The 25,880-nt window shown below is 69.1% G+C and carries 20 protein-coding genes; 8 read left to right on the top strand and 12 right to left on the bottom strand.

Annotated features, from left to right (window positions below; all coding sequences use genetic code 11):
* Positions 1–31: 31 nt before the first annotated feature.
* A complete protein-coding gene (locus OXU32_14835; protein ID MDE0075231.1) occupies positions 32–1,315 on the bottom strand; it encodes a TRAP transporter large permease in 1,284 nt (427 codons plus the stop codon).
* On the bottom strand, positions 1,312–1,935 hold the full coding sequence (locus OXU32_14830; protein ID MDE0075230.1) for a TRAP transporter small permease subunit: 624 nt from the start codon (positions 1,933–1,935) through the stop codon (positions 1,312–1,314). The genes OXU32_14835 and OXU32_14830 overlap by 4 nt, the downstream gene beginning before the upstream one ends.
* 245 nt (positions 1,936–2,180) lie before the next feature.
* Between OXU32_14830 and OXU32_14825 the strand changes: the two genes are divergently transcribed.
* On the top strand, positions 2,181–2,870 hold the full coding sequence (locus tag OXU32_14825) for a hypothetical protein (protein ID MDE0075229.1): 690 nt from the start codon (positions 2,181–2,183) through the stop codon (positions 2,868–2,870).
* A 42-nt stretch (positions 2,871–2,912) separates the two neighbouring features.
* Here the strand turns inward: OXU32_14825 and OXU32_14820 are convergent, their stop codons facing one another.
* The 4 genes from OXU32_14820 to OXU32_14805 form a co-directional block, all read right to left on the bottom strand.
* A complete protein-coding gene (locus OXU32_14820) occupies positions 2,913–3,335 on the bottom strand; it encodes a PIN domain-containing protein (protein ID MDE0075228.1) in 423 nt (140 codons plus the stop codon).
* Positions 3,335–3,658 carry a hypothetical protein gene (locus OXU32_14815; GenBank protein ID MDE0075227.1) on the bottom strand — a complete coding sequence of 108 codons (324 nt, stop codon included), beginning with the start codon at positions 3,656–3,658 and terminating at the stop codon, positions 3,335–3,337. The genes OXU32_14820 and OXU32_14815 overlap by 1 nt, the downstream gene beginning before the upstream one ends.
* 54 nt (positions 3,659–3,712) lie before the next feature.
* Positions 3,713–4,702 carry a TRAP transporter substrate-binding protein gene (locus tag OXU32_14810; protein ID MDE0075226.1) on the bottom strand — a complete coding sequence of 330 codons (990 nt, stop codon included), beginning with the start codon at positions 4,700–4,702 and terminating at the stop codon, positions 3,713–3,715.
* A gap of 89 nt (positions 4,703–4,791) precedes the next feature.
* Positions 4,792–5,985 carry an aminotransferase class V-fold PLP-dependent enzyme gene (locus OXU32_14805; GenBank protein ID MDE0075225.1) on the bottom strand — a complete coding sequence of 398 codons (1,194 nt, stop codon included), beginning with the start codon at positions 5,983–5,985 and terminating at the stop codon, positions 4,792–4,794.
* A gap of 152 nt (positions 5,986–6,137) precedes the next feature.
* Between OXU32_14805 and OXU32_14800 the strand changes: the two genes are divergently transcribed.
* Both OXU32_14800 and OXU32_14795 read left to right on the top strand, forming a co-directional pair.
* Positions 6,138–9,059, top strand: coding sequence for an FAD-binding protein (locus OXU32_14800; GenBank protein ID MDE0075224.1), 2,922 nt, complete (start codon positions 6,138–6,140; stop codon positions 9,057–9,059).
* 164 nt (positions 9,060–9,223) lie between these two features.
* Entirely contained in the window at positions 9,224–9,748 is a 525-nt protein-coding gene (locus OXU32_14795) for a hypothetical protein (GenBank protein MDE0075223.1), read from the top strand.
* Between the two features lie 211 nt (positions 9,749–9,959).
* Here the strand turns inward: OXU32_14795 and OXU32_14790 are convergent, their stop codons facing one another.
* Positions 9,960–12,284: a DUF5916 domain-containing protein gene (locus OXU32_14790; GenBank protein ID MDE0075222.1), complete on the bottom strand. Its 2,325-nt coding sequence runs from the start codon at positions 12,282–12,284 to the stop codon at positions 9,960–9,962.
* Positions 12,285–12,440: 156 nt separating this feature from the next.
* On the opposite strand from OXU32_14790, the gene OXU32_14785 reads away from it, so the two are divergent.
* The 5 genes from OXU32_14785 to OXU32_14765 all read left to right on the top strand — a co-directional run bounded on the left by OXU32_14785 (position 12,441) and on the right by OXU32_14765 (position 18,775).
* Entirely contained in the window at positions 12,441–13,040 is a 600-nt protein-coding gene (locus OXU32_14785; protein ID MDE0075221.1) for a sigma-70 family RNA polymerase sigma factor, read from the top strand.
* Positions 13,037–13,891 (top strand): hypothetical protein, encoded by an 855-nt coding sequence (locus OXU32_14780; GenBank protein ID MDE0075220.1) that lies wholly within the window; start codon positions 13,037–13,039, stop codon positions 13,889–13,891. Before OXU32_14785 ends, OXU32_14780 begins: the two co-directional genes overlap by 4 nt.
* The gene (locus tag OXU32_14775) at positions 13,888–16,263 is read left to right on the top strand and encodes a TonB-dependent receptor (protein ID MDE0075219.1); all 2,376 of its coding nucleotides are present in this window, start codon (positions 13,888–13,890) and stop codon (positions 16,261–16,263) included. Before OXU32_14780 ends, OXU32_14775 begins: the two co-directional genes overlap by 4 nt.
* Positions 16,264–16,429: 166 nt before the next feature.
* Positions 16,430–17,935, top strand: a complete 1,506-nt coding sequence (locus tag OXU32_14770) for a hypothetical protein (protein ID MDE0075218.1) — start codon at positions 16,430–16,432, stop codon at positions 17,933–17,935.
* A 117-nt stretch (positions 17,936–18,052) separates the two neighbouring features.
* Positions 18,053–18,775 (top strand): glycosyltransferase, encoded by a 723-nt coding sequence (locus OXU32_14765; GenBank protein MDE0075217.1) that lies wholly within the window; start codon positions 18,053–18,055, stop codon positions 18,773–18,775.
* Positions 18,776–18,874: 99 nt separating this feature from the next.
* Here the strand turns inward: OXU32_14765 and OXU32_14760 are convergent, their stop codons facing one another.
* The 5 genes from OXU32_14760 to OXU32_14740 form a co-directional block, all read right to left on the bottom strand.
* Positions 18,875–19,360, bottom strand: coding sequence for an SRPBCC family protein (locus tag OXU32_14760; protein MDE0075216.1), 486 nt, complete (start codon positions 19,358–19,360; stop codon positions 18,875–18,877).
* A 10-nt stretch (positions 19,361–19,370) separates the two neighbouring features.
* The gene (locus OXU32_14755) at positions 19,371–19,610 is read right to left on the bottom strand and encodes a DUF2007 domain-containing protein (GenBank protein ID MDE0075215.1); all 240 of its coding nucleotides are present in this window, start codon (positions 19,608–19,610) and stop codon (positions 19,371–19,373) included.
* Between the two features lie 76 nt (positions 19,611–19,686).
* Complete coding sequence (locus tag OXU32_14750) at positions 19,687–21,159, bottom strand: hypothetical protein (protein ID MDE0075214.1); 1,473 nt, start codon at positions 21,157–21,159, stop codon at positions 19,687–19,689.
* Positions 21,156–22,970 carry a Na+:solute symporter gene (locus OXU32_14745; protein MDE0075213.1) on the bottom strand — a complete coding sequence of 605 codons (1,815 nt, stop codon included), beginning with the start codon at positions 22,968–22,970 and terminating at the stop codon, positions 21,156–21,158. Before OXU32_14745 ends, OXU32_14750 begins: the two co-directional genes overlap by 4 nt.
* A 23-nt stretch (positions 22,971–22,993) precedes the next feature.
* On the bottom strand, positions 22,994–25,870 hold the full coding sequence (locus tag OXU32_14740) for a PIG-L family deacetylase (protein ID MDE0075212.1): 2,877 nt from the start codon (positions 25,868–25,870) through the stop codon (positions 22,994–22,996).
* Between the last annotated feature and the right edge of the window lie 10 nt (positions 25,871–25,880).

The raw sequence follows: 25,880 nt of genomic DNA, 5'->3' as shown, positions 1-25,880 counted from the left end.
CGACGCCGGAAACGGACGATAGCGCCGTCCCCTACCGGTAGAAGAGCTCCACCAGGCTCATCGGCACGACGGGGAGGTAGGTGACCATCACCAGCACCGCCAGCAGGACCGCCACGAAGTAGACGTTCACCTTGCTGACGTCCCAGATGTCGGCCTTCGCCACCGAGCACGCGGTCACCAGCACGCTCGCGACCGGGGGCGTCTGCTGGCCGATCCCGAGGTTCAGGGTCACCACCAGGCCAAAGTGCACGGGATCGATGCCGGCCGCGTGCACCAGCGGCATCACCACGGGCACCACCAGGATGATTGCCGCGGCGGAGTGCAGGAAGAGCCCGATCGCGAGGAAGAAGACGTTCAGCAGCGCGAGGATGGCCCAGCGCGACTCGGTGATGCCGATGATGCTGTCCGCCACCCGCTGCGGCACCTGGGCTTCGGTGAGGTAGTCGCCGAGCAGCGCCGAGGTGGCCACCAGCAGCATGACCACGGCGGTCTGCACGCCGCCGTCGAGGGCGGCGGAGCGGAGCGCGGCTAGGTCGATCTCCCGGTAGATGAGCCCGCCCACCACCAGCGCGGCCACCACGGCCAGGCCGGCTCCCTCCGTGGCGGTGACCCATCCGGTGAAAATCCCGCCCAGGATGATCACCGGGAGGAGCAGCGCCCAGCCGGCGTCGCGAAAGGTGGTCCACACGCGGCGCAACTGGAAGGCGTGCTCGACCGGGAAGCCGTTCCTCAGCGCCAGCGCGTACGCCACGCCCATCAGCAGGATGCCGCCCACGACGCCGGGGATGACGCCGGCCACGAACAACTCGACGATGGAGCTCTCCGACATCACCCCGTAGATGATCATGGGGATGGAGGGCGGGATGATGACGGCGAGCGTCGCCGAGGAGGAGGTGACGGCAGCCGCGAACGGGGTCGAGTAGCCTCGCTTCTTCATCGCGGGGATCAGGATCGACCCCAGCGCGGCCACGTCGGCCACCGCTGAGCCGGAGATCTCGGCGAAGAACAGCGAGGCCGAGATGGAGACCATCGCCAGCCCGCCGCGGATGGCGCCGAAGAGCGCGGAGGCGAAGGCGATCAGGCGTCGCGAGATGCCGGTTGCGTTCATGATCGCTCCGGCCAGGATGAAGAGCGGGATGGCGATCAGCGGGAAGGAGGTGGCGCCGGTGAAGAGCACCAGTCCGGCGTTGGGGATCGCCGCGGCCCCGGAGGTCACCACCATCGCGATGAGGGCGATGACCCCCAGCGCGACCGCGATGGGTACGTTGATCGTCACCAGCGCGATCATCCCCAGGAACATCAGCAGCAGGGTCACGGGCCGCCCTCGCTCTGAGTTCCAGCAGCCGTCCGGTTCGCACCGTTGCCCGTGCCCGGGCCCGCTGCCGTGCTCGCCCCGCCGCGCCCGCCCGCCGGCGGACTCGCCCCGCCGTCCGCGTCTGCGTCCGGATCCGCGTCCTTACCACCCCGCAGCATCTCCGGCAGGCTCAGCAACTGCGCGATCACGAAGAGGACGCAGCCGATGGGGATGACGGATTGCGTGAGCCGGGTGGGCACCCACGGCAGGCTCACCATGCCGGAGCCCTCCAGGATGACCAGCACCCGCCACCCCGCCCACGCCGCCACCAAGAAGAACGCGACCACCACCGCCTCCCCCGCAACCACAACCGGGATCCGCCATGGCCGCCCGAGCCGCCGCACCAGGTTGGGGAAGCCGATGTGTGCCCGCTTCAGGGCCGCGAGCGCCGCCCCGTAGTACGTGAGCCAGGCCAGCAGGATCGACGCCACTTCGTCGTACCACACCAGCGCCGCGCCGAACTTGCGGAAGCCCACGCCCATGACCACGACCACGGCCAGGGCCGCCACCAGCACGAGCACGACCGCCTCCAGCAGGCGCTCGAAACGGGTGCGCAGGGCGGTCATGGGCAGGGTGGTCACCGGGTGTGTCCCAGGATGGTGGGTGCGATCATCCGGGCAGGATCCACGAATCTCGCCCGCCGGGCAAGTCGCCGATGAGCGTCCCGCGTCTCTGGCTCGACCGGGGTCCCGGTTCTCGGCATGCGACCTCTTCGACATTACTCTCCGGTGTTGCCGGATCCCGCCATTGCCACATCGCCATGCTATACGGGAGGCATCTCCTGTTTCAACCTCGCCTGGACACCCTCTCCCATCATCAGCGACGCGTGCTCGCGGAGCTTGGGGCGACGCCACGCGGGTTCGTCCTCCATGGCGGAGCCGCGCTGGCGCTCCGGCTGGCCCATCGCAGGCCGGAGGACTTCAGCTTCCTGTCGACGGCGCCGTTCGATCCTCATCGGCTCCTCGACAAGGTCCCGTACCTGCGCGGCGCCGAGGTCATCCGGCGTGGCCGCGACAAGCTCACGTGCATCGTGGATCGCGGCGGTATCGTGCGCGTCTCCTTCTCCGGTGACGCGGTGCGCAGGCGTGTGGAGGAGCCGGAACTCGCCGAGCCGCCCGGGATCGAGGTTGCCTCCATGGTGGACCTGGCGGCCGCCACGGTGCAAGCGATCCAGAGCCGCTCCCGTGCGCAGGACTATCTGGATGTCGACGCCATCGTCCGTCCGGGCGGCATCAGCCTGAGTAGAGCCCTGGGTGCCGCGACCGCCGTATTCGGCGATCGGTTCAATCCGATGCTTACCCTGAAGGCGCTCACCTTTTTCGGAGACGGGGATCTGCACACGGTGCCGGAATCGGTGCGGCAGCGGCTGGTGCGGGCGGTCGAAGGGGTCGATCCGGGCGGTATCCCGCGATTGGCGTCACGCCCTGGACTTCGGCCGGCCCGGGAGCCGCATGGGCGGTCCGCCGGAAGCACTGCGACTCTCCGGCGCCTGCCGATCCGGAAGCGACGCGCATAGAACGCCTCGGCTCCGCAAGGGAGCAGCCGGTGCCCGGAGCGCTCAGCGGCGGGCCGGCAGCGTGATGAACCCCGCCACCATGAAGTGGTGGTCGAGCGTGAGCGCGTCCTGGATGCCCAGTTCGGTCATGACCACGAAGCTGGCGGCGTCGGCGAGCGAGAAGGGCTGATCCGAGAAGCGTTCGATCCAGTTCCCGATCGCGGCCTCCTCGCGCTCCGGAGTGATGTACTCGATCTGCGTGGGAGCCTCGCGGACCGCCTTGAGATAAGCGGAGGCGGCGTGAAGACCTGCGCGACGAAGGAGCAACGCGTGAGTCTCGGCGACCACCACGTTGGTGGTCACGATGCTCGCGCCCTGTCGGACGCGGGTGCGCAGGCTCAGGGCGAAGGCCTCATGATCGGGGTGCCGGTCGTTGGCCAGCGGGTACCACGCGCTGGTGTCGACGAAGAGGCTCTTGGCCCGGATCAGGACTCGCCGCGCTCTTGCGAGGAGGCTGGCCAGGACGCGACCTCGGTGGCGGCGAGATACTCGTCGTGCTCTCGCGCAACGTCGATCCCGAGATCGTCGTCGGGCACCGACACCATCCCGATGATCTTCAGCACCGGATGATGCTCCGGATCCGAGATCTGAAGTTCCAGGGCCTTCAGCCCCCGCCGAAGGACATCGGACTTGGTGGTATCGAGCTCCGCCGTCAGTCGCTCGAGACGGTCTTTTTCGCTCGGACGAAGATAGACCTGGACGGGCTCGGCGACGCGCCGTTTCGGGGTCTTGTCCTTAGAATAGTTCATGACTCATGATAATGAAATCGTAGCGACATCGCCAGATTAATCCGTCCGGTGCCCTCACCGCGCCAACTCCCCCACCCACCGCACCAGTTCGCCGCCGCCATCGACCTCATCGGCGAACTCGTCGTAGATCGCGTCGCTGGCGTCGCGGAAGCGTGCGCGGTCGGCCTCGTTCACCTCGATGCCGGCGGCCCGCAGTTCCTCCAGCAGCTCGGCGTCCATGCGCGCTGCTGTCTCGTACACGAACTGCTGCATCTCGCGCGCCGTGTCCTCGAGGATGGCGCGCACCTCCTCGGGCAGCCGCTGCCAGCGCGCTTCGCCCACGGTGACGAACGCGGGCGTGTACACGTGTCCCGTGAGCGACAGGTACGACTGCACCTCGTGCAGCTTGGCCGAGGCGATCTGCGCCAGCGGGTTCTCCTGTCCGTCCATCACCCCGGTCTGGAGCGCAACGAAGACCTCGGCCAGGGGCATGGGCGTGGGGTTGGCGCCGTAGGCCTGGAAGAGCTTGACCCGCCAGACGCCGCGCGGTGTGCGCAGCTTGATGCCCGCGAGATCCTCCGGCCCGCGGATCGGGCGGGCGTTGTTGGTGATGTGGCGGAAGCCGTTCTCCCAAAGTGCGAGGATGCGGTATCCCTCGGCTTCGGCAAGCGGGGCCAGGTGATCCCAGAAGACATCCTCCTCGATGCGCTTCATGTGCTCCCGGTCCTGCACCAGGTACGGCATCTCGAAGAGTCCGAAGCCGTCGATCACCGACGACATCACTGTCGATGGCAGCGACATCTCCACGGTGCCCAGCCTGAGTTTCTGCAGCAGCACGTCGTCCCCGCCGAGCTGGCTCGATCCGTAGACGATGACGCGTCCGGCCTCGCCCAGGCGCTCGTTGGCGCGCTCGGCGAATTCGTTCGCGACGATGTCGTAGAGGGACTCGGGGGCGCCCACATGTCCCAGGCGGATCTCGACCGGGCCGGTGTCTTCGCCCGGGGCGCAGGTGGTCAGGGCGGAGACGGCGATCACAGCGGGCGCCAGAATGTGCTTCCGGGACATCGTTTCCCTCCAGCGTCTGATATCATCCATTAGTCGCGTATAGTATCATGATTCATACAAGTGATATCATGCATGAGCGGCGCGTGATATCAGTGATCATCCTCATCCGCTCGCTGGCTCGTCATCGCGAGATGGTCGAGGGCCGCATCCACGCCCCCACCGCTGTGGGGAACCCGCGCCAGCCGCAGCCCCATCTCGACGCCGGCCAGCGTCCCTGCGAGGGTGAGCTCGTTCAGGTCTCCCAGATGGCCGATGCGGAACACACGGCCGTCGAGCTTGCCGAGCCCGGTTCCGAGCGACATGTCGAAGCGATCCAGGATGACCTTGCGCAGGGCGTTGGCGTCGTGGCCATCGGGGAGCTGGACGGCGGTGAGCGAGTTGGAGTGCTCGCACGGGTTGAGGCTGTAGCACTCGAGGCCCCATGCGGCAACCGCGGCCCGGGTGGCCTCGGCGAAGCGCCTGTGGCGCGCGAACACACGGTCCAGTCCCTCCTCGGCCAGCATCGCGAGCGACTCGCGCAGGCCGAAGAGGAGCGTGGTTGCGGGGGTGTATGGGAAGAAGCCGCTCGCGTTGGCGGTGAGATGGTCGTCCCAGTTGAAGTAGGAGTGGGGCAGGGGTGAGGCCGGGCGTGCGGCCAGGGCGCGCTCGCTGGCGGCAGTGAACCCGAGGCCGGGCGGGAGCATGAGCCCCTTCTGCGACCCGGTCACGGTTACGTCGACGCCCCATTGGTCGTGGCGGAAGTCGATGGACGCGAGCGAGGACACCGTGTCGACCATGAAGAGCGCGGGGTGTCCGGTGGCGTCGACGGCGGCGCGGATGTCGGGGAGGTTGGTGGTGACGCCGGTGGACGTCTCGTTGTGCACGATCATCACGGCGCGGATGCGGCCCTCGCGGTCGCGGCGGAGTCTGTCCTCGACCAGTTGGGGTTCGACGCCCGCGCGCCAGTCGCCCGACACCAGGTCGACATCGAGGCCGAGGCGGTCGGCGACCTCCGCCCACTTCCCGGCGAAGAAGCCCCGGTCGAAGGCTAGGACGCGGTCCCCGGGGGCCAGCGTGTTCACTAGCGCCGCCTCCCACGCGCCAGTGGCCGAGGAGGGGAAGACGAACACGGTGCCGTCGGTCTTGAAGACGGGTTTCAGGTCCTCGAGCACGCCCAGCGTGAGTTCCGCGAACTCGGGGCCGCGGTGGTCGATGACCGCCCGGTCCATGGCGCGCCGCACCCGCTCGGGTACGTTGGTGGGGCCGGGGAGCTGGAGAAAGTGCCGGCCGCTGCGTGTGGTCATGCGCGCTCTCGGGTGACGTGGAGAGGGCCGCGGATTAGAATGCGGCGACCCGCCGGCGACGAACCCTGCAAGCTAATGAAGCGCGCCCATGCCTGACCACCGATGCGGCTGTCCTTGCCTCCGACGCGCCCCGCCCGGCTGCGGATCCGCCCATGCCTGACCGCCGGCCGAAGATCGGGGACCTCTCCCTCGCAGCCCGGCTGCGGCGCGAGCTGGAAGGCGAGGTGCTCTTCGACCCGGTCAGCCGCGGGCTCTACAGCACCGACGCCTCCATCTACCAGATCGAGCCGGTGGGGGTGGTGGTGCCGCGCACCGTGCAGGACGTGAGGACCGCGATCGAGATCGCCGTGCAGGAAGGGGTGCCGGTGCTCCCGCGCGGGGCGGGGACCTCGCAAGGCGGGCAGGCGGTGGGCCGGGCGCTGGTGATCGACACCAGCAAGCATCTGGGCGCCATCTCGCGCCTGGACAGGGAGGCGCGGACGGTTCGGGTCGAGCCGGGCGTGGTGCTCGACGACCTGAACCGCTGGCTGGCGCCGCACGGGCTCTTCTATCCGGTGGACGTGGCTACCGCCAGCCGGGCCACGTTGGGGGGAATGGCCGGGAACAACAGTTCCGGGGCTCGGTCCATCCGCTACGGCATCATGGCCGACCGGGTGCGTGCCATCGACGCGGTGCTCGCGGACGGGAGCGAGTTGCGCTTCGGGGAACTGCCTGATGGGGTATCCGAGCGTGCGCGCGCGGGGAAGAAGAACGGGGATGGCGGGGTCCAACTGGCGCGCCGCATGTGGGAGATCCGCGCCCGCGAGGCGGAGGAGTTGGAGCGGCGAATACCGAAGGTCCTCCGCCACGTCGCCGGCTACAACCTGCATCGCCTGGAGCGTCCCGGGCTGAACCTGGCGCCGCTGCTGGTGGGCTCGGAGGGAACGCTCGCGTTCTTCACCTCGCTCGAACTCGATCTGGCCCGCCTGCCGCCGCACCGCCTGCTGGGCATCTGCCGTTTTCCCGACCTGGAGAGCGCGCTCGATGCCGTGCAGCACATCGTCACCCTCGACCCAACCGCGGTCGAGCTGATGGACGACAACGTGCTCCGCCTGGCCTGCGCGAACCCCACCTTCCGCCCCGTGGTGGAGCGGGTCTTCCCCGGCGACCCGGGGGCGGTGCTGGTGGTGGAGTTCTCGGCCTTCCAGGAGCGGGCCGCGCATGAGGGACTGAATCGGCTCGAGGAGCTGATGGGCGATCTGGGCCATCGCGGCCCCATGAGGCGCGCGCTCACCGCCGCGGACCAGGCCCAGGTCTGGGGTGTGCGCAAGGCCGGTTTGAGCATCGTCATGTCGTCGCCCGGCGACGTGAAGCCGGTCTCGTTCATGGAGGACTGCGCCGTGCCACTGCCGCGCCTGGCGGAGTTCGGGGCGCGGGTCAACGATGTATTCGGCCGGCACGGGGCGGACGGCACCTGGTACGCGCACGCGTCGGTGGGGTGCCTGCACGTGCGTCCGTCCCTGAACCTCAAGCAGGCGCCCGACGTGGGCCGCATGCGCGCCATCGCCTCCGAGGTGCACGAGGTCGTGCTCGACCTGGGGGGATCGCACTCCGGAGAGCACGGCGACGGGCTGGTGCGCTCGGAGTTCATCGAGGGGCTGATGGGGCGGCGCATCGCGGCGGCGTTCGAGGAGGTGAAACAGGCCTTCGACCCGCGCGGCTTCATGAATCCGGGCAAGATCGTCGATCCCCCGCGCATGGACGACCGCAGCCTCATGCGCTACCGGCCCGGGTACGCGCACAAGCCCTTCGAGACCACGCTCGACTGGAACCGGTGGGGCGGGCTGGCCGGCGCCGCCGAGATGTGCAACAACAACGGCGCCTGCCGGAAGGCCGATCCCGGGACCATGTGCCCCTCCTACCGCGTCACCGGCGACGAGAAACACGTGACGCGCGGGCGCGCGAACGCCCTGCGGCTGGCGTTGACCGGGCAGCTCGGCTCCGACGCGATGCGCTCACCGGAGATGAAGGAGGTCTTCGACCTGTGCATCGGCTGCAAGGCGTGCCGGCGCGAGTGCCCGGCGGGCGTGGACATGGCGCGCATGAAGGTCGAGTTCCTGCACCACTACCGGAAGAAGCATCCCGCCGGCGCGCGGGATCTCGCGCTCGCGCATCTTCCGCGGCTGGCGGCACGCGGGGCGCGGTTGGCGCCCCTGATCAACGTCGGGGGACGGAGTCGGGTGCTCCGGGGCGTGGGCGAGCGCCTCACCGGCATTGCACGGCAGCGCGAGCTGCCCAGGTGGGCCAGAAGGCCCTTCCGGAATCCTCCGGCCCTCGGGGACAAGCCCGAGGTGGTGCTGCTGGTCGACACCTTCAGCCGTTACTTCGAGCCCGGGAACGCGCGGGCAGCGATGAGGGTGCTGGAGGCGGCGGGATATCGCGTCGAGGTGGCCGGGGCAGGGCTTGGCTCACGTCCTCTGTGCTGCGGCCGCACCTATCTGAACGCCGGGCTGGTCGAGGAAGCTCGCACCGAGGCGCGACGGCTGCTGGACGCGCTGTCGGAGGCGCGCGCCCGCGACGCGGCCATCGTCGGGCTCGAGCCCTCCTGCCTGCTTACCCTGCGCGATGAGATTCCGGCAATGCTTCCGGGCGCCGAATCAGAGCAGGTCGCCGAACGTGCCCTGCTGCTGGAAGAACTCCTCGTCCGCGATGAGGAACGGATTCGTACGCGCCTCGATCTCCAGGTGCCGAGCGCAGATGCCGCCTTCATCCACGGGCACTGCCATCAGAAGGCCTTCGGCGCCTTTGAGGCCACGCCCCGGGTCCTCGACTGGATTCCCGGGCTCAGGCCCACCGTCATCAAATCCGGCTGCTGCGGAATGGCAGGCTCCTTCGGCTACGAGGCGGAGCACTACGAGCTGTCGATGAAGATGGCGGAGCTGGATCTGCTCCCCGCGGTGCGCGCTGCCCCCGCAGACGCCCTGGTTGTCGCCGACGGCACCAGTTGCCGGAGCCAGATCGCGCACGGCAGCGGCCGCGAGGCGGTGCATGCGGCAGCGGTGCTGGCCGGGGCGTTGGGGGCGAAGAGCGGCTGAGGACGCAATCTCCGGAGTTGATGTCTGGTGCTCGCATGTCCCGTTGGGACCATCTTGTAGACATCTGCAACAACTGAAGTCACTTCGGTTGACGGCGTTCAGCGTCCATGGATACCGTCAGAAGGATCCACGATGGTCGCGCGTTCCCGAGCCAAGGAGGAGTCATGGCGGACGCAACACGGATACCCGACCAACTGCGCACGCACGTATGGGAAGGGCGTGTCAACGCCGATCGACTGCGGCGCTACTACGGTGAACTGGCTGGAGTCCTCACGCGCCGGGCGTCGATGCTTACGACGCTGGGATGCTTCGTCGCATTCGTGGGCCCACACCTCGATGGCCTGGGTGCGCCTGCATGGCTGGAGGTGTTGGTATCGCTGGCGGGAGTGGTGCTTGCCATCAGCACGATAGCGCACAGTCAGAACAGGATTATCGAGGCACTGTTCCGGCACCAGCAGTTCGCCGATCTGCATACGGAATGGACCGGCCTCTGGCAACGTGTCGAGGACGAAATGGCCGCGGTCCCCGAGGTCCAGAGCCGATGGACCGAATTGACGCGAAAGGCCGACGCGATCACGGTCCGGAGTCCCCAGGACAAGATCAACCAACGCGTGCTCGACGCCGCGGAGCAAGCGACCTACGCCTACTACGAGCAGGAGGCCGCTCCTGGTGTCCCAGCCACAACCTGATCCCCAGGGTCATCCGCCTCCCAAGCCGGCCCCTGAGAAGCGCCAGGGCGGATGGCCACCCCCGAAGAATCCACCTCCCCCTCCCCCGCCAAGAAAGAACTGAAGGGAGGGGTCCGTTAGCCAACCGGACGCCCCAAGGCTCGCCTTGGGCTCGTCAATCGTGCTTCTCGTCAACCCGTGCTTGAAGGGCGCGGGCGCATCAGGAGCCCCCTCACCACGCGAACGTCTGCGAGTACTTCAGCGAGATCGACCGGCCCGTCGACAGCGGCGTCCGCGGGATCAGGTTGGCGTCGCGCTCGGTGAGCAGTCCCTCGTTATAGACGATCCAGAGGTCGGTGCCCTCGCGGAAGTGATAGCGGAGGCGCGAGTTGATGCTGGTCAGGTCGTCGACGCCGTTGTACTGGGCGTAGGCGCTCACGGCGAAGTGCGTGTTGAGCGCCACCTCGAGCTTGAGCTGCGCAATGTGCGCGGTGGTGGCCATGTCGCGCTCTGAGAAGTCGATCCGGTTGAGGGAATACACCGCCGCCATCTCCAGATAGCGGGACAGGTTCCAGACCGGCCCGACCGACATGCTGACGCGGCTGCCGTCGTAGAAGCTTCCCGCCGAGACGCTGTACCGGCCCCGGAAGCTGGCGGTGCGGCCGAGGTCGAGGTTCGCCTTCACCTCGTGGAACCAGTAGTCGCCCGCCGGCACCACCACCTCGGCGATCGGGAAGGGCTCGCGCACGCTCTCGTACTGCGATTCCAGCCCCACGTCCACACGCCCGCCGCTTCTGAACTGGGCCTCCAGCCTGGGATTCACGAGCCGGGTCTCCGCGGTGCGGTCGGAGTTGCGGGTGAACTGCCGCGCGGTCAGCCTCACGCCCTGCGATCGGAACAACGTCTCGGGATCGTCCAGGAACTGCCCGTATGCCAGATCGCCGCCGATGAAGTTGTAGGCCTTGCGGCGCTGGAACCCGAGGCCCGGGTTGTAGTCGGATCCCACCCGGACGGCGTCGAACGAGTAGGTGAAGCCCACGTCGCGGCGCCGCTCCCAGCGCGCTCTCAGCAGTCCCGTCTCCAGGCCGCCCGCGTCCGCCGTCCCCTCGTCGAATGTCTGCGCCCACTGCAGGAGCGCGTATTCGTCGCCGGTCGGCCGCAGCGACGCGTCCAGCCCGTACGCGATGTTGTCGCCCCCGTAGCTCCCGAGCCGGGTGGTGACCATCGCGCCCACGTTGGAATAGGAGTTCAGCACCTGCTGCCGCAGCCGCAGCACGCCCATGTTCTCCGACGAACGCTCCCCGTGCGCCGCCGTCTGCATGTTCAGGAGCCCGTAGTCGGTGCCCCCTACGCGCCCCACCGCGCGCGCCCCCCCGTAGATCCTGACGATGTCGCCCGCGTCGAGTCCGATCTTCCTGCTGTAGAAGAGGCGGTTGAAGGGGCCGCCGGTGTTAAAGTCGAAGGTCGCGGAGCGCTCCTGAAAGAACTGGCGTTTCTCCGGGACGAACAGCGCGAAGCGTTCGATGTTGACCTGGACGCTGTCCGCTTCCACCTGCGCAAAGTCCGTGTTCGCGGTGACGTTCAGCGAGAGATTCGACGTCGGGGCGTACCTGATGTCGAGCCCGACTTCCCGGGACCCTTCGCGGTCGGTTTCCCACGCGGACTCCGGTCCGCCGGGACCATCCACGAGCTGCGGCGTCTGCCGCACTCCGCCCAGTACATAGGGCGTCACGTAGACGGGCGTGGACTGCTGCACGCCCCGCAGCAGGACGCGCTGCGCCTGCGAGGGCTTGGCGAAGGCGATCCCGCCCCAGCGCGGATCGATGTCCGGGAAGGTGTGGCGTTCATTCTTGCGCGCGATGATCCGGTAGAAGATGAACCCCATCGTCACTTCGTCGCCTTCGACCTGGAAGCCGAGGGTGGCGAAGGGGATACGGAACTCCGCGAACCAGCCCTCCTCGTTCTGGCTGGTGACGACGTCCCAATACGAGTTCCAGTCCTCGTTCGACGGCATCCCGGCGCGCGGCACGACCTGGGCATCGTTGAAGACCGTGCGGTCGATGCGGTTTCCCGCGGGGTTGGTGACGAACCAGACACCGGTCTCGAAGTCGTTGTAGCTGTCGAAGATGACGGCGAGCCCATCGTCGCCGCTGTAGCGGTCGCGGTAGAAGGTGTTGGTGCGGACGGCCTCCGGCTCGGAGTCGTAGAGCCGGCCGGACACGTAGACGTATTCGTCGTCGTGGGCGATCCGCACTTCGGTGGTCTCGGTGGGCGGCGCCCCGTAGGTGGGACTGAACACCGTGAAAGGCAGAGGCTCCAGGTCGTCCCACGCCGGCTCGTCCACGATGCCGTCCAGCTCGATGGGGCCGCTGATGCGGGGGATGAGGATGGGCGTGGTACGGGAGTCGTCAGCCGAAGGGCCCGGTTCGGACGTCGGAGTCTGGCCGTGGAGTGCTGACGGGGCGAGCAGAGCCGCGAAAACCGCGGCAGCCAGGGATGTTGCGAAGGGGAGGCTGCAGGGCGGGGAGTGGGCGGCCCGCGTGCGAGAGATCGTCATCGTTTCCCGTTTCGTCCTCGTTCACCCAGCCCGTGCCAGACCTCTGCGTCCGCCCCGCGCGCGTGCGCCCGGAGGTGTCCCGGAACCGACCTCAACGCTCTACCCTCCAGGGGTTTTCCGCAAGCGGTCGGGGCACGGTGGCGGGCGAGCGCTGGTATGAAGAGGCTGAGCGTCGGGCTGATCCGTCACATTTTCCACGTCCCGGTCGTTTCCTGGACGACAACACTCCATAACAGAGAGCGGGCTCGGGTGGAGCCAGAGGCCTTTTGCGACGTCTTCGACCAGCTGAAGCCGAAGCTGCTGCGCTACTGCACGTACCGGTGCGGAGATCCGGATGCGGCGGAGGACATCGTGCAGGAAGCGATGGTGCGGCTCTGGCGGCGGGACGCCGATGCGCCTCCCGCCGATCCCGCGGCGTGGCTGTTCACGACTGCCCGGCACCTCATCCTCGATGGGGAAAAGGTGGCCGGCAACCGACAGCGGCTGCTGGTCTCCAATCCGGTGTCCGAGGCCGAGCCGGAGCAGGCGGACCGGGCTCTGGAGCGCGAGCAGGAGCGGCAACGAGTACGCGAGGTGCTGGGAGAGATGCCTGATCGAAGCCGGGAAATCCTGATGCTCCGCTACTCGGGGTTCAGCTATCGCGAGATCGCCGGGAAGGTCGGCATCGCGCCCGGGTCGGTGGGCACGTTGCTGGCCAGGGCCGAGCGCCGTTTTCTGGAGCTATTGACAAGGCCCGAGGAGGATGCGCGGCGATGATCCACCTGACCGAGGACATGATTCTCGCGGTGCGCGACCGGGAGCCGGTTGCGGACGAGGTGCTGGCCCACATCGACGAGTGCGGCGCCTGTGCGCGGGCCCTGGAGGATGCCCGGTCGCGCGCCGAGGCCGTCGAACAGGCGCTGGCGGCGCTGACGGTGCCGCGGAGGATGGAAGGGCGGGCAGAGATCCCCGAGGGGCGCGGGCGTTCGGATGTGGCTGCGGGCGCAGGGACTCAGGTGGTGTCCATCGAGCGCGGGCGTTCGGATGGGACGGCGGGCACCGGAGTCCGGGTGGTGCCCATCGACCCTGGGCTCCGGGATGCGGGACCGCGAACGCGGGCACGCCGGAGCGTCTGGTCGGTGCGCTGGCTCGGCCGCGCAGCCGTACTGGTGCTCATCGCAGCGGGGGCGCTCTCCGCGCTTCCCGGCCCGTTCAACGGGTGGATCCCGCGGGTCTTCTCGGGTGGGTCGCCGCTGGCCACGCCGATCGCCCCTGCGCCCGAGCCGGCCGGCCAGGTCGGGGGCCGAATGGAGGTTGTGAGCGGGCCGGTGCTCGTGCACTTGGAGAACGTCGTGCCCGGCACCGTCATCGATGTCCGCCGGGTCGCCGGTCGGGCCGTCGGGGTGCTGGCGGCGACCGGCAGCGAGTTTTCCTACGGGAGCGGGGAGGTACGGGCCGCCGTCGTGGCGGGCCCGGTCACGGTGGAGCTGCCGGATGGAGTGGTGCCGGCCACGCTGATCGTGAACGGGGCGACCTATCTCGTTGTCGACGCGGTCGGGATGGAAGTGCCGGGACCGGCCACGGCGGCCGTCGGGGAGAGCCTGGTGACGTTCCAGGTGCCGAATTGACGAGGGTCCGCGTGGTCGCGGCCGGGCCTGCGCGGGCGGACGTGCGCGGTGGTTTGCCGGTGGGTCGGCGTTGCAAAGGCAGCCGCCTCGCGCGGCTGGCGGTTGCGGCGTTCGCCGTCGCGGTGAGTCCCGCCCTCGCCAGCCCGCAGGCCGCTCCCGACAGTGCGGACGCTTCTCTGCACGGAACAATCACCGGGGTCTTCCGGGAGCGCATCGGCGTACTCCCGCACGCGCTGCTGGCGGTCGAGACGCCGGCGGGCCGGCGGTGGGTGCAGGCGGGCGAGAATGGCCGGTACTTCCTGGGCGGACTTCGGTCCGGTGTGGTCACCTTGCGCGTGCGCCATCCCGGCTACGAGGCGATCGCGGTCGAAGTCACCCTGGCTGCCGGCGCGTCCGTGGGCGTCGACCTGGAGCTCACCGGCCGGCCGCTGCGCCTCGACCCGGTGGAGGTCCGGGCCGACCGGCTGATCGGAGAGAGCACCGGCGAGGGCGAGCCCGGACGACCACGGCCCATCCCGGAACTGGAGATCCAGGCGCTCGACCTGACCCCGGGGGTGGGGGACCCGGCGCTGGCCGCGGCGGTGCGCGCGCTTCCCGGCAACGATCCCGCCAGCGCCACCGACGTGCTCTACCTGAGGGGCTCCACCGCCGACATGAAGCTCGTCCTGCTCGACGGAGCGCCGGTGTACACCCCGTTTCACGTGGCGGGCCTGATGCCCGGATTCGAGCCGGCGTTGCTGGGAGCCGCCGCGCTCCACCGGGGCGGGGCCCCCGCGCGCTACGACGGCGGCCTGACCCACATCCTCGACCTCCGCACGCGCTCGCCCCGCCGCGACCGGGTGCGCGCCTCGGCGGCGCTCGATCTGCTCACCGCGTCGGGCGCGTTCGAGGGGCCGCTGGGCGCACGGGGCGGGTTCCTCGCCTCGGCGCGCGGGCTCCACGATGTCGGATCGGGACCGCTGGGGGGCGACCGTCCCTACGGATACTCCGATCTTCTGCTCGCGGCGGAGTACGAGCCCGGCGACGACCATCGCGTAGGAGTTACCGCCTTCCGCAATTCCGAAGCGGTGCTGCTCGACTACGAAGCCGCGCCCGACGATGCCACCTGGTCGAACCGCGCTCTCTCGCTCAGCTACGAAGGCGCCGCCGGAGGTGCCCGCGTGCGCGCGCTGGCGGCCGCCAGCGACTACGACGCCTCGCTCCCCCTCCAGCCGGCGAGTACTGACTCGGTGCCCGCGGCCGCCCCGCTGCTTGCGACCGGCGCCAACCGGCGTGTTCGGCTGCTTGCCGAGGTGGAATGGGGAGGGGGTGCCGCGCGCACCGTTGTCGGCCTGTCCCACAATTCCATCGAGGCGGAGTACGGCGCGCGCGCTCCAGCCGCCGGTGCGAGCACAACGGCGAACGCCACCCACACCACCACCGGGCTCCACATCGACGCCGTTCGCCTGCTCGCGCCGGAGGTCACGCTGCGCGCTGGCGTGCGCGCCGACCTCTTCCCGGATGGCGAACTGGCCCTGGCGCCCCGTGCCCGTCTCGCCTGGGCCTTCGATCCCCGCGCGCTCCTGAGCGTGGCAGTCGGACGCTACCACCAACCCACGCGCACCCCGGACGTGGAGGTCGAGCGCACGCTCCAGGAGGTCGTGGCCTCCGACCTGTCCGCGCCCCAGCTTCTCCCTGTGGCCCGGGCAGACCACGTCGTCGTTTCGCTCGACCAGCTACTCGCCGGGCGCGTGCGCCTCGGGCTGCACGGCTACTGGAAGGGGTACGAGGGTTTGGCGGCGGCATCGAGCTCGAGCGGAGGCGCATCGATCCGCAGTTCCGGGGTGGATCTCCGCCTGAGCAGCGCCGGAGAGCGCGAGGTGATCTGGCTCGGATACGGACTCTCCTGGTTCTGGTCCGACCGCGACCTGTCCGGGTACAGCCGCGACTTCGCAGGCCGCCACCTGCTCACCGCGGGGGTGGCGAGCGAGCTCTGGGGACCCGTGCGCGGGGAATTCCGCCTGGCCTACGGGGCCGGCCTTCCGTACACCGCCATTCCCTTCCGCTCTTTTGGCCTGGACCAGGAGGCGGCCGCGCCCACCGCACCGCTGGAGCCCACTACAACCCCGCCCCAGCCTCCCGTCGCCATCGACTCACCCCTTCTGGAAGGACTGGACGACGCCTTTCTCCGACTCGACTTTGAACTGCACGCCCGGCTGACCGCCCAGTGGGGCGGGCATGACTGGAGCGTCCGCCCCTATCTGCGCGTGCTCAACGCCCTGCAACGCCGCGACGCCCTCTTCTACGCCTTCCAACCCTGGCGCGCGGATTCCCTGACCCCGCTCGCGGAGCGTCCCTTCCTGCCCGTGATCGGGGTCGCGATCACGTTCTGACGCCCCACCCTTACATCCTCGCGTTCGCCGCCGTGGGGGTCGTCGGCGGATGGTGGCGTCTCGCCATCGGTCATCCGTCACAAACCGGGCTTCCCGGTCGCTCTCCAGATGAATGCCGCGGTTCATCCGCGGGCTGATCCATCCATCAAGAACGTGGCCGAAAAAAATGTCTCAGAATACGACCAGCAAGCCCCAGCATCGCATCCCGGCGTCCATCGCCGTCCTGATTGCCTCCCTTCTGACCTTCTCTCCCCTCAGTGCCCAGCTCATCCCCATCCGCACGGTCCCGGTCGCGAGCGGCGACCAGTTTCTCACGGTGCCGTCGGAAACTCTGGGCATGGCCGGCACGACCATCGCCGTGGACGACTCGGTCGCCGACCTGTGGTCGAATCCTGCGAAGGGTGTGTTCATCGACGAGCCTGTCATCATCGGAGCCCCGACCTTCTTCGGTGTGTCCGACGAAGGCGGCGGGGGAAAGACGTTCCCCTTCACGGGCCTCCTGCGGGACGGCGACTGGTTCGGAGGGGCATCGGTGGCGCTCCAGCAGCTGAGCGGTAGCGAGCGGGGCCGCTTCGGGCCGTTCTTCGACGGCTTCTGGCCGGGTCCGTTCAACCGCCTGTCGGAGCGGTCGGCGCGCAACCTGTACGGGCGCGCGGCCATCGGGCGGAAGCTGGCCGAATCGGACTGGTCGGTGGGGCTCGCCGTTTTCCGGGCGGGTCTGAACATGATGACCGGCGTGGACCAGCTCTACGCGGGAGCCGACCGCATCGACCAGCAGGGCGCGGTCACCGACCTGCGCGCGGGCGTCTTCCGTGATGGAGAACGGGACCGCGTCGGCTTCACGCTGATCCACAACCGGGTTTCGATGGAGCATGAGGTGCACTACGCCGACATCGTCGCCCGGGACACCATCACCTGGGAACCCACGTTCGAGTTCCGGGAGGAGCTCAACGAGGACAGGACCCGCACCCTGGGCGGGCACCTCGAGTGGGACCGGAAGCTGGGGGCAGAAGGATGGAGCATCGGCGCGACCCTGACCGCGAACCACAAATCGCATCCCAAGATCCCCAACTACGAGATCCAGAACATCCCGCGCGACCCGGGAACGACCTGGGCCTATGAAATGGGGTTCGGCATCGGGCGCCACCTGAAGTCGACCTCCTTCGGCATCGACGTCGCCTACCAGCCCATCTGGAGCCACACCTGGCAGGAGGCCGATAGCCGCATGGAAACGCCCAGGGGCGTCCTCGAAATCGGCGACATGACGATCGAGAACCACTTCACCTTTTCGAACGTCGTGCTCCGGTCCGGGATCTCACAGCGCTACGACAGGTTCGGCTTCCAGTTGGGTCTGGAGGCGCGGTCCTACGCCTATCACCTGGAGCAGGACGACCATGTCGAAGCCACTTCGCGCGATCAGGACGAGGCGTGGACCGAGTGGACGCCCTCCTTCGGGGTCCAGTTTCGCACCAGCGACTTCGAGCTGCACTCGAGCACTCGCATCACCTCGGGCACCGGCTTTCCGGGCATCGATGACTTCTTCGTCCAGGAGGACATGGCGCTTGCGGCCCCGTCGTCCCCGGACTTCATCGCCGCGCCCCGGGGCGCGCTGACTCTACAGGATGTCACCGTGCTGACCCATCAGATCTGGATCCGGGTGCCGATTCGCTGATTCGACCCGGCCCGCGCCATCGCCACGCTGGACCTGCGCGACTTCGGTGCCGTAATAGTCGTCAGGTGGGCCGGAGCTGTGGCCGAGGGATTTCCAGGAGCTGGCGACGAGAGCAACATGATCTCGGTGATCGTCCCCGCACATGACGAAGAGGCATGGCTCCCGGCCACCCTCGACTCCATCCGGACCGCGGCGGATCACGTCCGCGCGCGATCCGGCGTAGACGTCGAAACCATCGTCGTCGACAACGGCAGCACGGACGACACCGCTGCCGTCGCACGGGACCGGGGCGCGACCGTCGTTCACGAGCCCGTCCGGAGCATCGGTCGCGCGCGCAACACGGGGGCGCGCCATGCGTTGGGCGAGGTGCTGGTGTTCGTGGACGCCGACGTTCACATCCGGCGCACCCTCCTCGACGTCATCCACGAGACCATGCTCGATCCGCGATGCCTCGGCGGCGGCGTGGACACCGAGCACCATCCCCGGCGTCTCCTCGTCCGTCTGCATCTGCGGGCGTGGCGGGTGCTTGCCGCGGTGATCCCGCTGGTGCAGGGGGCCACCCAGTTCTGCCGCAGGTCCGCGTTCGAAGAAGTGGGAGGCTACCCGGAGGATGTCTGGATGGGCGAGGACACCGACTTCTACGGCAGGCTGAGGAGGCTCGCCAGGAAGACGCGGGGGACGGTCCGGCTGATCCGTGCGCCGCGCGTGAAACCCTCCAGTCGCCGGTTCGACGAGTGGCCTCTGTGGAAGACACTGGTCTGGACCAACCCGCTCTTCATAGCGCTCTTCCGGCGCTGGAAGGCCGCTTGGGGGGGCTGGTACGCCCGCCCGGTGCGGTAGACCGTCCCGCGCGGCAGACATTCGTCGGGTGCGGGCGAGACGCCCGTCGCGTACGGCAGATGCCCTCCCGGTTGGGGGTAGACGCCCCGCCGACCGACCTCAAAGCGATCCGGCGAGCGCCTCCAGCTGGTCGGCGGCCATGCCCCAGCCCTCGTGGAAGCCCATCCGCTCGTGCTCCCTGAGTGCTTCCTCATCCCAGTGCATCGCGTTCGCGGTGTAGCGGGTCCGGCCATCGCCCGCATCCTCCAGGAGTACCTCCGAGACCATGAAGGCGCGTCCGCTCGGGATCCAGCCGGGCACGAAGGCGTCGGTGGTCTTCAGCCGGCGCATCGGCTTGACTTCAAGCACGACCCCCATCTCCTCGAACCTCTCGCCGTCCGGACCGTTCATCACGAGTGAGAACTCGCCCCCGGGTTCGAGTTCGATGCAGGCGTCGGTGACGTACCAGGGCTTCGGGCAGAACCACTGCTCCAGAAGCTCCGGCTCGGTCCAGCAGCGCCAGACGTTGTCGACCGCGGCATCGATCAGGCGCTCGAGCGTGAGAACGTGGGCGGGACCGGGTCTGCGTTCGGTCGGCGCCGTCATGGCTTGCTCCTCACTCCAGCAGCTCTTCCGCCTGCTCCAGATCTTCTACTCTGACCAGCAGCCGGGCCGGGTTCGCGAACGCCATGCCGATCTCGGAGCCTCCGGAATCGTCGACCTGCAGCATGCAGGGGATTCCCGCCGCATCGAGGACGGCGCGCGCCACTTCGCCCTGGTAGCGGTAGCTGAAGGTGCGGACCACGGCGACGTCGTGATGAAGGCTGCGCCGATAGGGAGGCCGCCTCCTGGTCACGGTGCCATGCCTCCGCCCGGAAGGTCCCCCGAAAAATCCGCCCCCGCGGAGTCCCGATTCATCGTCCGCCCGTCCGCTACCATTCCATCTCCGGCAGCACATCGCCCTGCACGCGGAACATCTCGTTGATGACGTTGACCGCGGCACGATAGGAATGGGTCGTGGGATCGAGCATCAGCGCCTGGAGCAGCGTCGCTCGTGAGCCTGTGTCGAAGGCGTCAACGAGGAGCTGGTGGATGCTGGTCTGGGTACGCAGCAAGGACAGGATCCCCTCGGGGAGGCGCTTCATGCTCCGCGGATGGAGCCCGCGTGCGTCCACGCGCGCCGGTACTTCGACGACGGAGCCGTCGGGGAGGCCGGGGACGTGGCCCTGGTTCGGGATGTTGACCGCGTCGAGATAGGTGTCGACGCCGCAGAGGATGCCCTCCAGGAGCGGGACGGCCAATTCGCCGGAGGGGGTCAGAGGGCCGGGGAAGTCCAGTCCGCCGGCGTCGTTCCCGGATCCCTCATGCGCGCGCCCCGAGGCTCCCTCTGCGTTGCCGGATTCTGCTTCCGCGCGCGCCGCCCGCGCCTCGGCCGCCGCTGCCCTCTGCTCCCGGGTCGGCTTCATGCGGGGCACCGGTCCGCCCGGAAACGCGGGCATGTCGGTGGGATGGTCTGCGAGGTTGTAGATCCAGGTCGGCACCTCGCCGGTCTCCCAGGGCGCGCCCTCGACGGGGTCGTAGAAGAACTGCACGACGCTGCTGCCGAGGAATTCCTGCGCCCATCCCAGATACTCGCCGATGTGGTTGGCTCCCGGGCTGGGGAACCGGCCGAAGATGCGGAAGAGGATGCGGCTGAGGGCGATCTCGTCCCAGTCGTGCAGCAGATGGGCCTCGCGCTCGCGCTTCTTCAAGCGGGGATACAGGTCCTCGCCGGTTTCGCGGTCGTGCACCGACTCGAACCAGGTAAAGTGGTTGATGCCGCTGGCGCGGGCGTCGAGCTGTCCGGTTGGGACGCCGAGGATGCGGGCCATCTGCTCGATGCCGTGAAAGACGCCGTGGCAGAGACCCACCACGCGCACGTCCGTGAGCCGGGACTGGGCCTCGCACAGCTTGGTGAGGGGGTTGGTGTAGTTGAGGAGCCACGCGCCGGGACAATGTCTTTCCATCGCGCGCGCGACGTCCACGCAGGGGCCCATGTTGCGGAGCGCATGGAAAAGCCCGCCCGGGCCGCCGTTCTCGCCGTAGATCTGCGGGAAGCCGAAGGTGCGCGGAATGTGGAAGTCCTGGGCCCAGTAGAAGTAGCGGTCCAGTTCGATGGCCATCACGACCGCGTCGGCTCCCGGGAGCGCGTCGGCGAGGCGGGTCGTGACGGACAGCCGCGGCGAGCAGCCCAGGCGCCCGGCGACGGCTTCCGCGTAGCCCTTCATCCGCGGGAGGTCGGAGGCGTCCAGGTCCATGAGGACGATGTCGAGTCCGTTCTCGCAGAGCGGGTCGCTCAGAAGCAGGTCGCGGATGGACGCGGGTCCGAACTCGCGGCTTCCGGCGCCGACCAGGACGACTTTCATTGAGTGGCTTCCTTCATTGAGCTGGTGGGCGCCTCGCCGACGTTGGCGTGGGCGCTTCGCACCGCCAGTGCTCCCGCGCCCAGCGAGACGACAACAAGAAGCGTGCCCGCGATGGCCTTGCCGGTCAGAAGATAACCGACGCCGAGCAGGCTGGCGTAGACGAAGAGTGCTCCGAGCAGGAAACCCATCCACATGCGGCCCGCCGACGGGTCGTTCGAGGTGATGCCGGTACGGCGCGCTACCCGGTCCCACCAGCCTCCCGGATGCACCCTCCGGTAGAAGCCGTCCAGCACTTCGTCGGACTCGGGCTTTGTCGCCAGGGCCACCACGACCCAGAGAACGGTGCAGACGATCAGGATGACCACGCCGCGAACGAGGTCCATGCCGGGCGCGTACATGGCGTCAACGGTCTGAAGCACAGCCGCCGGGACCACGGGCTCGATCAGCCCGAGCAGCACCCGGGTGTTGGCCAGCACCACCGAGCCGGCCATGGCGGCGATCTCGGCCCAGGCGTTGACGCGCCACCAGTACCACCTGAGCAGCCAGACCAGCGCGATGCCGGCGGAAATCTCGATGATGTAGATCCAGCCGCGCTGGATGGAGTCCATTTGCCAGGCCACCAATGCGGCCACGCCGGCGAGTAGCACGACGGCGACCCGGGAGGCGGCCACGTAGTGGCGCTCGGAACGGCCGGGGCGCATGAAGCGCCGGTAGACGTCGTTGACCATGTACGACGCGCCCCAGCACAGGTGCGTGTCCATGGTGCTCATGAAGGCCGCCAGGAAAGTCGCGACCATCAGCCCCCTCAGTCCCGCGGGCATCAGCTCGCGGATCATCATGGGGTAGGCGAGCTCGGGGTCGGCGGCGAGCGCGGCGTCCATGGTCGCGGGGGGGAAGACCAGCAGCGATCCGAGACCGACGACGATCCACGGCCATGTAAGCAGGACCGTCCCGGCGAAGGCGAACCACAGCGACGCCTTCACCGCCTGGCGCTCGTCGCGGGTCGCGAACAGGCGCTGGGCCACGTACCCGTCACCCTGCCCGCTTCTCAGCCAGAGGATGCCGATGAGACAGATGAAGGAGACGATCTCGAGCGAGGACGCGTTGGCTGCGGTCGGCACCAGGTCGAGGGCGCCGGGAGGGGCCTGTGGGACGTTCCGGACGGCCTCCGCCATGGCGGCCGGGCCCCCGAAGCGGGTCAGCACGATGCCGGCGAGGGTCAGCGCCCCCAGCATGCCGGCGATGAACTGGAGCAGGTCGGTGACCACGACCCCCCAGAGCCCCGAGGCCACGGTGTAGGCGAGCGCCAGCCCGCCGCAGACGGTCAGGGTGAAGGCGGGGTCCCACCCCAGCAGCACGCTGCTGAACTTCACCATCGCCAGCATGACCCAACCCATCACCACGGCGTTGCGAAGGAATCCCTGGTAGATCGCCGAAAAGCCGCGCAGGATACGGGCGGGCGCGCCCCCGTAGCGGATCTCGATCACCTCGGCGTCGGTGAGCACCCCGGCGCGGCGCCACAGGCGCGCGTAGAAGAAGGTCAGCATGAGGATGCCGGCCGCCTCGTACCACCAGAGCCAGTTGCCGAAGATGCCCTGCTGGCGCACCAGCGCGGCGGTGGCGAGGGGCGCGTCGCTGGCGAACCAGGTCGCGGCGATGGAGGTGCCCGCCAGCCACCAGGGGAGGGAGCGGCCCGCGACGAAATAGTTCTCCACGCTGCCGCCCGCGCGCCGCGCCATGCCGAACCCGATGGCGAGGACCACGGCGCCGTAGACCGCGACGACGATCCAGTCGAGGGAGGTCAGGGCCATGGGTCAGGGGGTGGGCGCACCCTTCAGCGACCCGAACCCGCGGAGAGCACGTTGGAGAGGATGCGGAACGCGCCCGGGATGCCATAGGGCAACTGGCGGTGCAGGGCGAGCGCCAGATAGGTGTAGTGGCCCTCGCCGATCTCGGCGGTGAGCCAGATCCCTTCCTGTGGATCCTGTCCCTGGTCGTGGGTTTCCACCAGCGGCGTGTACGCGGCATCCCATTCGGTGAAGAACTTGGAGCCGCGCTGCTCGACCCATCCATCGAAGTCCGCTTCGGTGATGCGGTTGGGCGTCGTCATGAACGGATGGGCCGGCTGTAGGAGGCGCACCGGGGCGTCCTCTTCCGAGACCTCCTCCGCGCCGCGCGGGAGGGAGGCGGGGTAGGGGGCCATCTCCTCCGGCACGAACTCCTGGGTCTGGTAGAGGATTACCAGATGGCCGCCGGCGCGCGCGTAATCGATCAGGCGCTGGTTGTGCTCCAGCAGGTCCTCGCGCACCGCGTATGCCCGCGTGCCGACCACGATGGCGTCGAGGCCGGAGAGCGATGCGGGGTCGGCGAGGGCGGCCGCGTCGAGCATCTCCACCTGGGCGCCCAGCGACTCGATTCCGGCCGGTACTTCGTCGCCCACACCCATCACGTAGCCGACGCGCGCGCCGTCCAGGCGGGCGACCGCCACCGACCGCACGGTTGTGGTCGCGGGGCGCCACAGCCGAGCCAGCCGGAGGTCGCGGTGTTCGATGGTCTGGTAGCCGGTGCGGTATTCGCGCCTGCCCGCCCGCGACACCGCCTGAATGGTCGCGGCGCCCTCCCACCCGTCCGGTGGGGTGACCTCGAAGGCCACCTCGGCCACCTCGCCCGCGCGGGCGAAGTCGTGCGCCACGGTGGCGGGCACGGCGGCCCAGCCGGCCGGGACTTCCACGCGGGTCGTGGTGGGGAGGGGGGCGGTGTTCGCGGTGACGCGCACCTGGATGGGAATGACGACCGCCTGGGGGCTCGCCGAGGCGGCCGGGCGCCCGGATGCGCTGGTGGGGCGGCCCGGCTGTCCGTTCCCTGGCGTGGTGGGGCCGTCGGATGTGGTGGTGGGACTGCCCGGTCGCGCGTCGCTAGGTGGCGCGGCCGGCTCCTCCACGGGAACCACCCGCACAGCGGGGTCGACCACGACCGACAGGGCGGGCAGAACCTCGACCGGGCGGGTCACCGACCCGTACGGCAGGCGGGGCACGGGGGCGGTGACGGCGGCGGTGTACACTATGGTCGTCCCCTCCACCACCAGGTCGACGGCAACCGACAGGGCGGGTCGCCGCCACGGAAGGTGCAGGTCCGCCGAGTCCGCCACCTGGTAGTGGTTCTGCGCGATCCCGTCGCGGGCGAAGTAGGGGGTGGCCGCCCTCGCCTCGGCGTCCGCATCGGCATCCACCTCGGGCACGCGCATCTCCGTCTCGGTCGCAAAGGTGTTGCCGGTGCGCGCAAAGCCGAAAGTTCGGCCCAGCACGACTCCCGCCCGGTCGACCACCCGGGCTTCCGAAACGCCGACACCTGCCACTCCGGACAGCTCGACCGCGATTCCGACCGCCAGACTCTGACCGGGCACTACGACTGCGCCCGCCGATCCACCCGGCAGTCCCGCCTGGACGCGAAAGCCGCCCGCGGCGGCGATGGCGTCTTCGAACTGCCGCTCCTTCAGCCGCAACTGGAACTGGGTCTCGGGTGCGCCCATCGAGGACGCAATCGCGGACCGCAACAGACCGAGACCCCGCACCAGATCCGGTACCGACTGTCCCGGGGCGCGGAAATCGAACCCCGCGACGACCTCATCAACCAGTTCCTGAAGCTGCGCCAACAACGTACTGGTCTCCGGCGCTGCCGTCTCGCCCAGCAGGGCGGGGAGCCCGTTCAGCGAGGTGTCCAGGCCGGCAAAGAAGGAATCCTCGGCCCGACTCGCGGGCAAGGCTTCATCGCCGCGCCCGCGCGCGCCCGCGATCCCGCCCCCGTCCGCGCTCCCGCCCGCATCGCGCAGCTCATATCGATAGAGCCCGCCCCCGACGCGCACGCGTCCCGCCGTCTGCGAGCGCTGGAGACCGAGTCCCCTGCTGGCCCATGCCTGAAAGCTGGTACCGACCCACGGACTCTCCCCACGGGCGTCCACCTCCACGTGAAATGGCTCGTCCACGCGAATCCCGCCGCGGTAGGTGCGCAACACCCGCCACGGCCGGAGCCCCTCCTCCTCGATCTGTCGCGGGAACCGCCCCGGATCCGCAGCGGCCTCCACCGCCTCCGGCGTCAGCAATCCCGACGCATGATGATGCCCGTGTCCATCGCGCCTCGACCCGTGGAACCGGGCCACCACCACCAGCGGACGGTTCAGGCGGATCACCCGCACCATGTCCTCCAGCACGGCCTCCCGGTCCCAGCTCCGGTAGGCCTCCTCCACCGTCTTGGAGTAGCCGTAATCCACGGCCGTGGTGAAGTAGAGGTCGTCCAGACCGTAGTAGCGGCCCGCCAGGACCAGCTCGCGCGTGCGGATCAGCCCGAGGCCGTCGAAGAGTTCGGGGCCGATGGCGTTGGCGCCGGCCTCGCCCCGGTTCAGGCTCAGAAGGGCGGTCCGCGCCCCCCAGCCACGGCTTGCGAGCGTGAGCATGCCCGAGTTTTCGTCGTCGGGATGGGCGGTCACATGGAGGAGGCTCGCGGTGGTGCCGAGCTTGAGGATGCGCTGCCAGGCCCCCATCGCGCCCCGGTCGGGATCGAGCCGCTCCTCGGCCACCGCAGCGGGGAACGCCAGCACCCGATCGAGCCCGGGCGCGCCGTCCGTCGACTGAGCCGCGAGGCCGACGGGGCCAGCCAGGGCCAGAAATGCAAGACCAACCGCCGCCGCGCGCCTCGCGATGTCCCAATCAGTCATCACAGCGCTC

The organism is Gammaproteobacteria bacterium (assembly GCA_028819075.1).
Classification (GTDB): Bacteria; Gemmatimonadota; Gemmatimonadetes; order Longimicrobiales; family Gaopeijiaceae; genus BD2-11.
The sequence above is the reverse complement of the archived record's forward strand: the minus strand, read 5'-3'. Positions and strand labels throughout refer to the sequence as shown.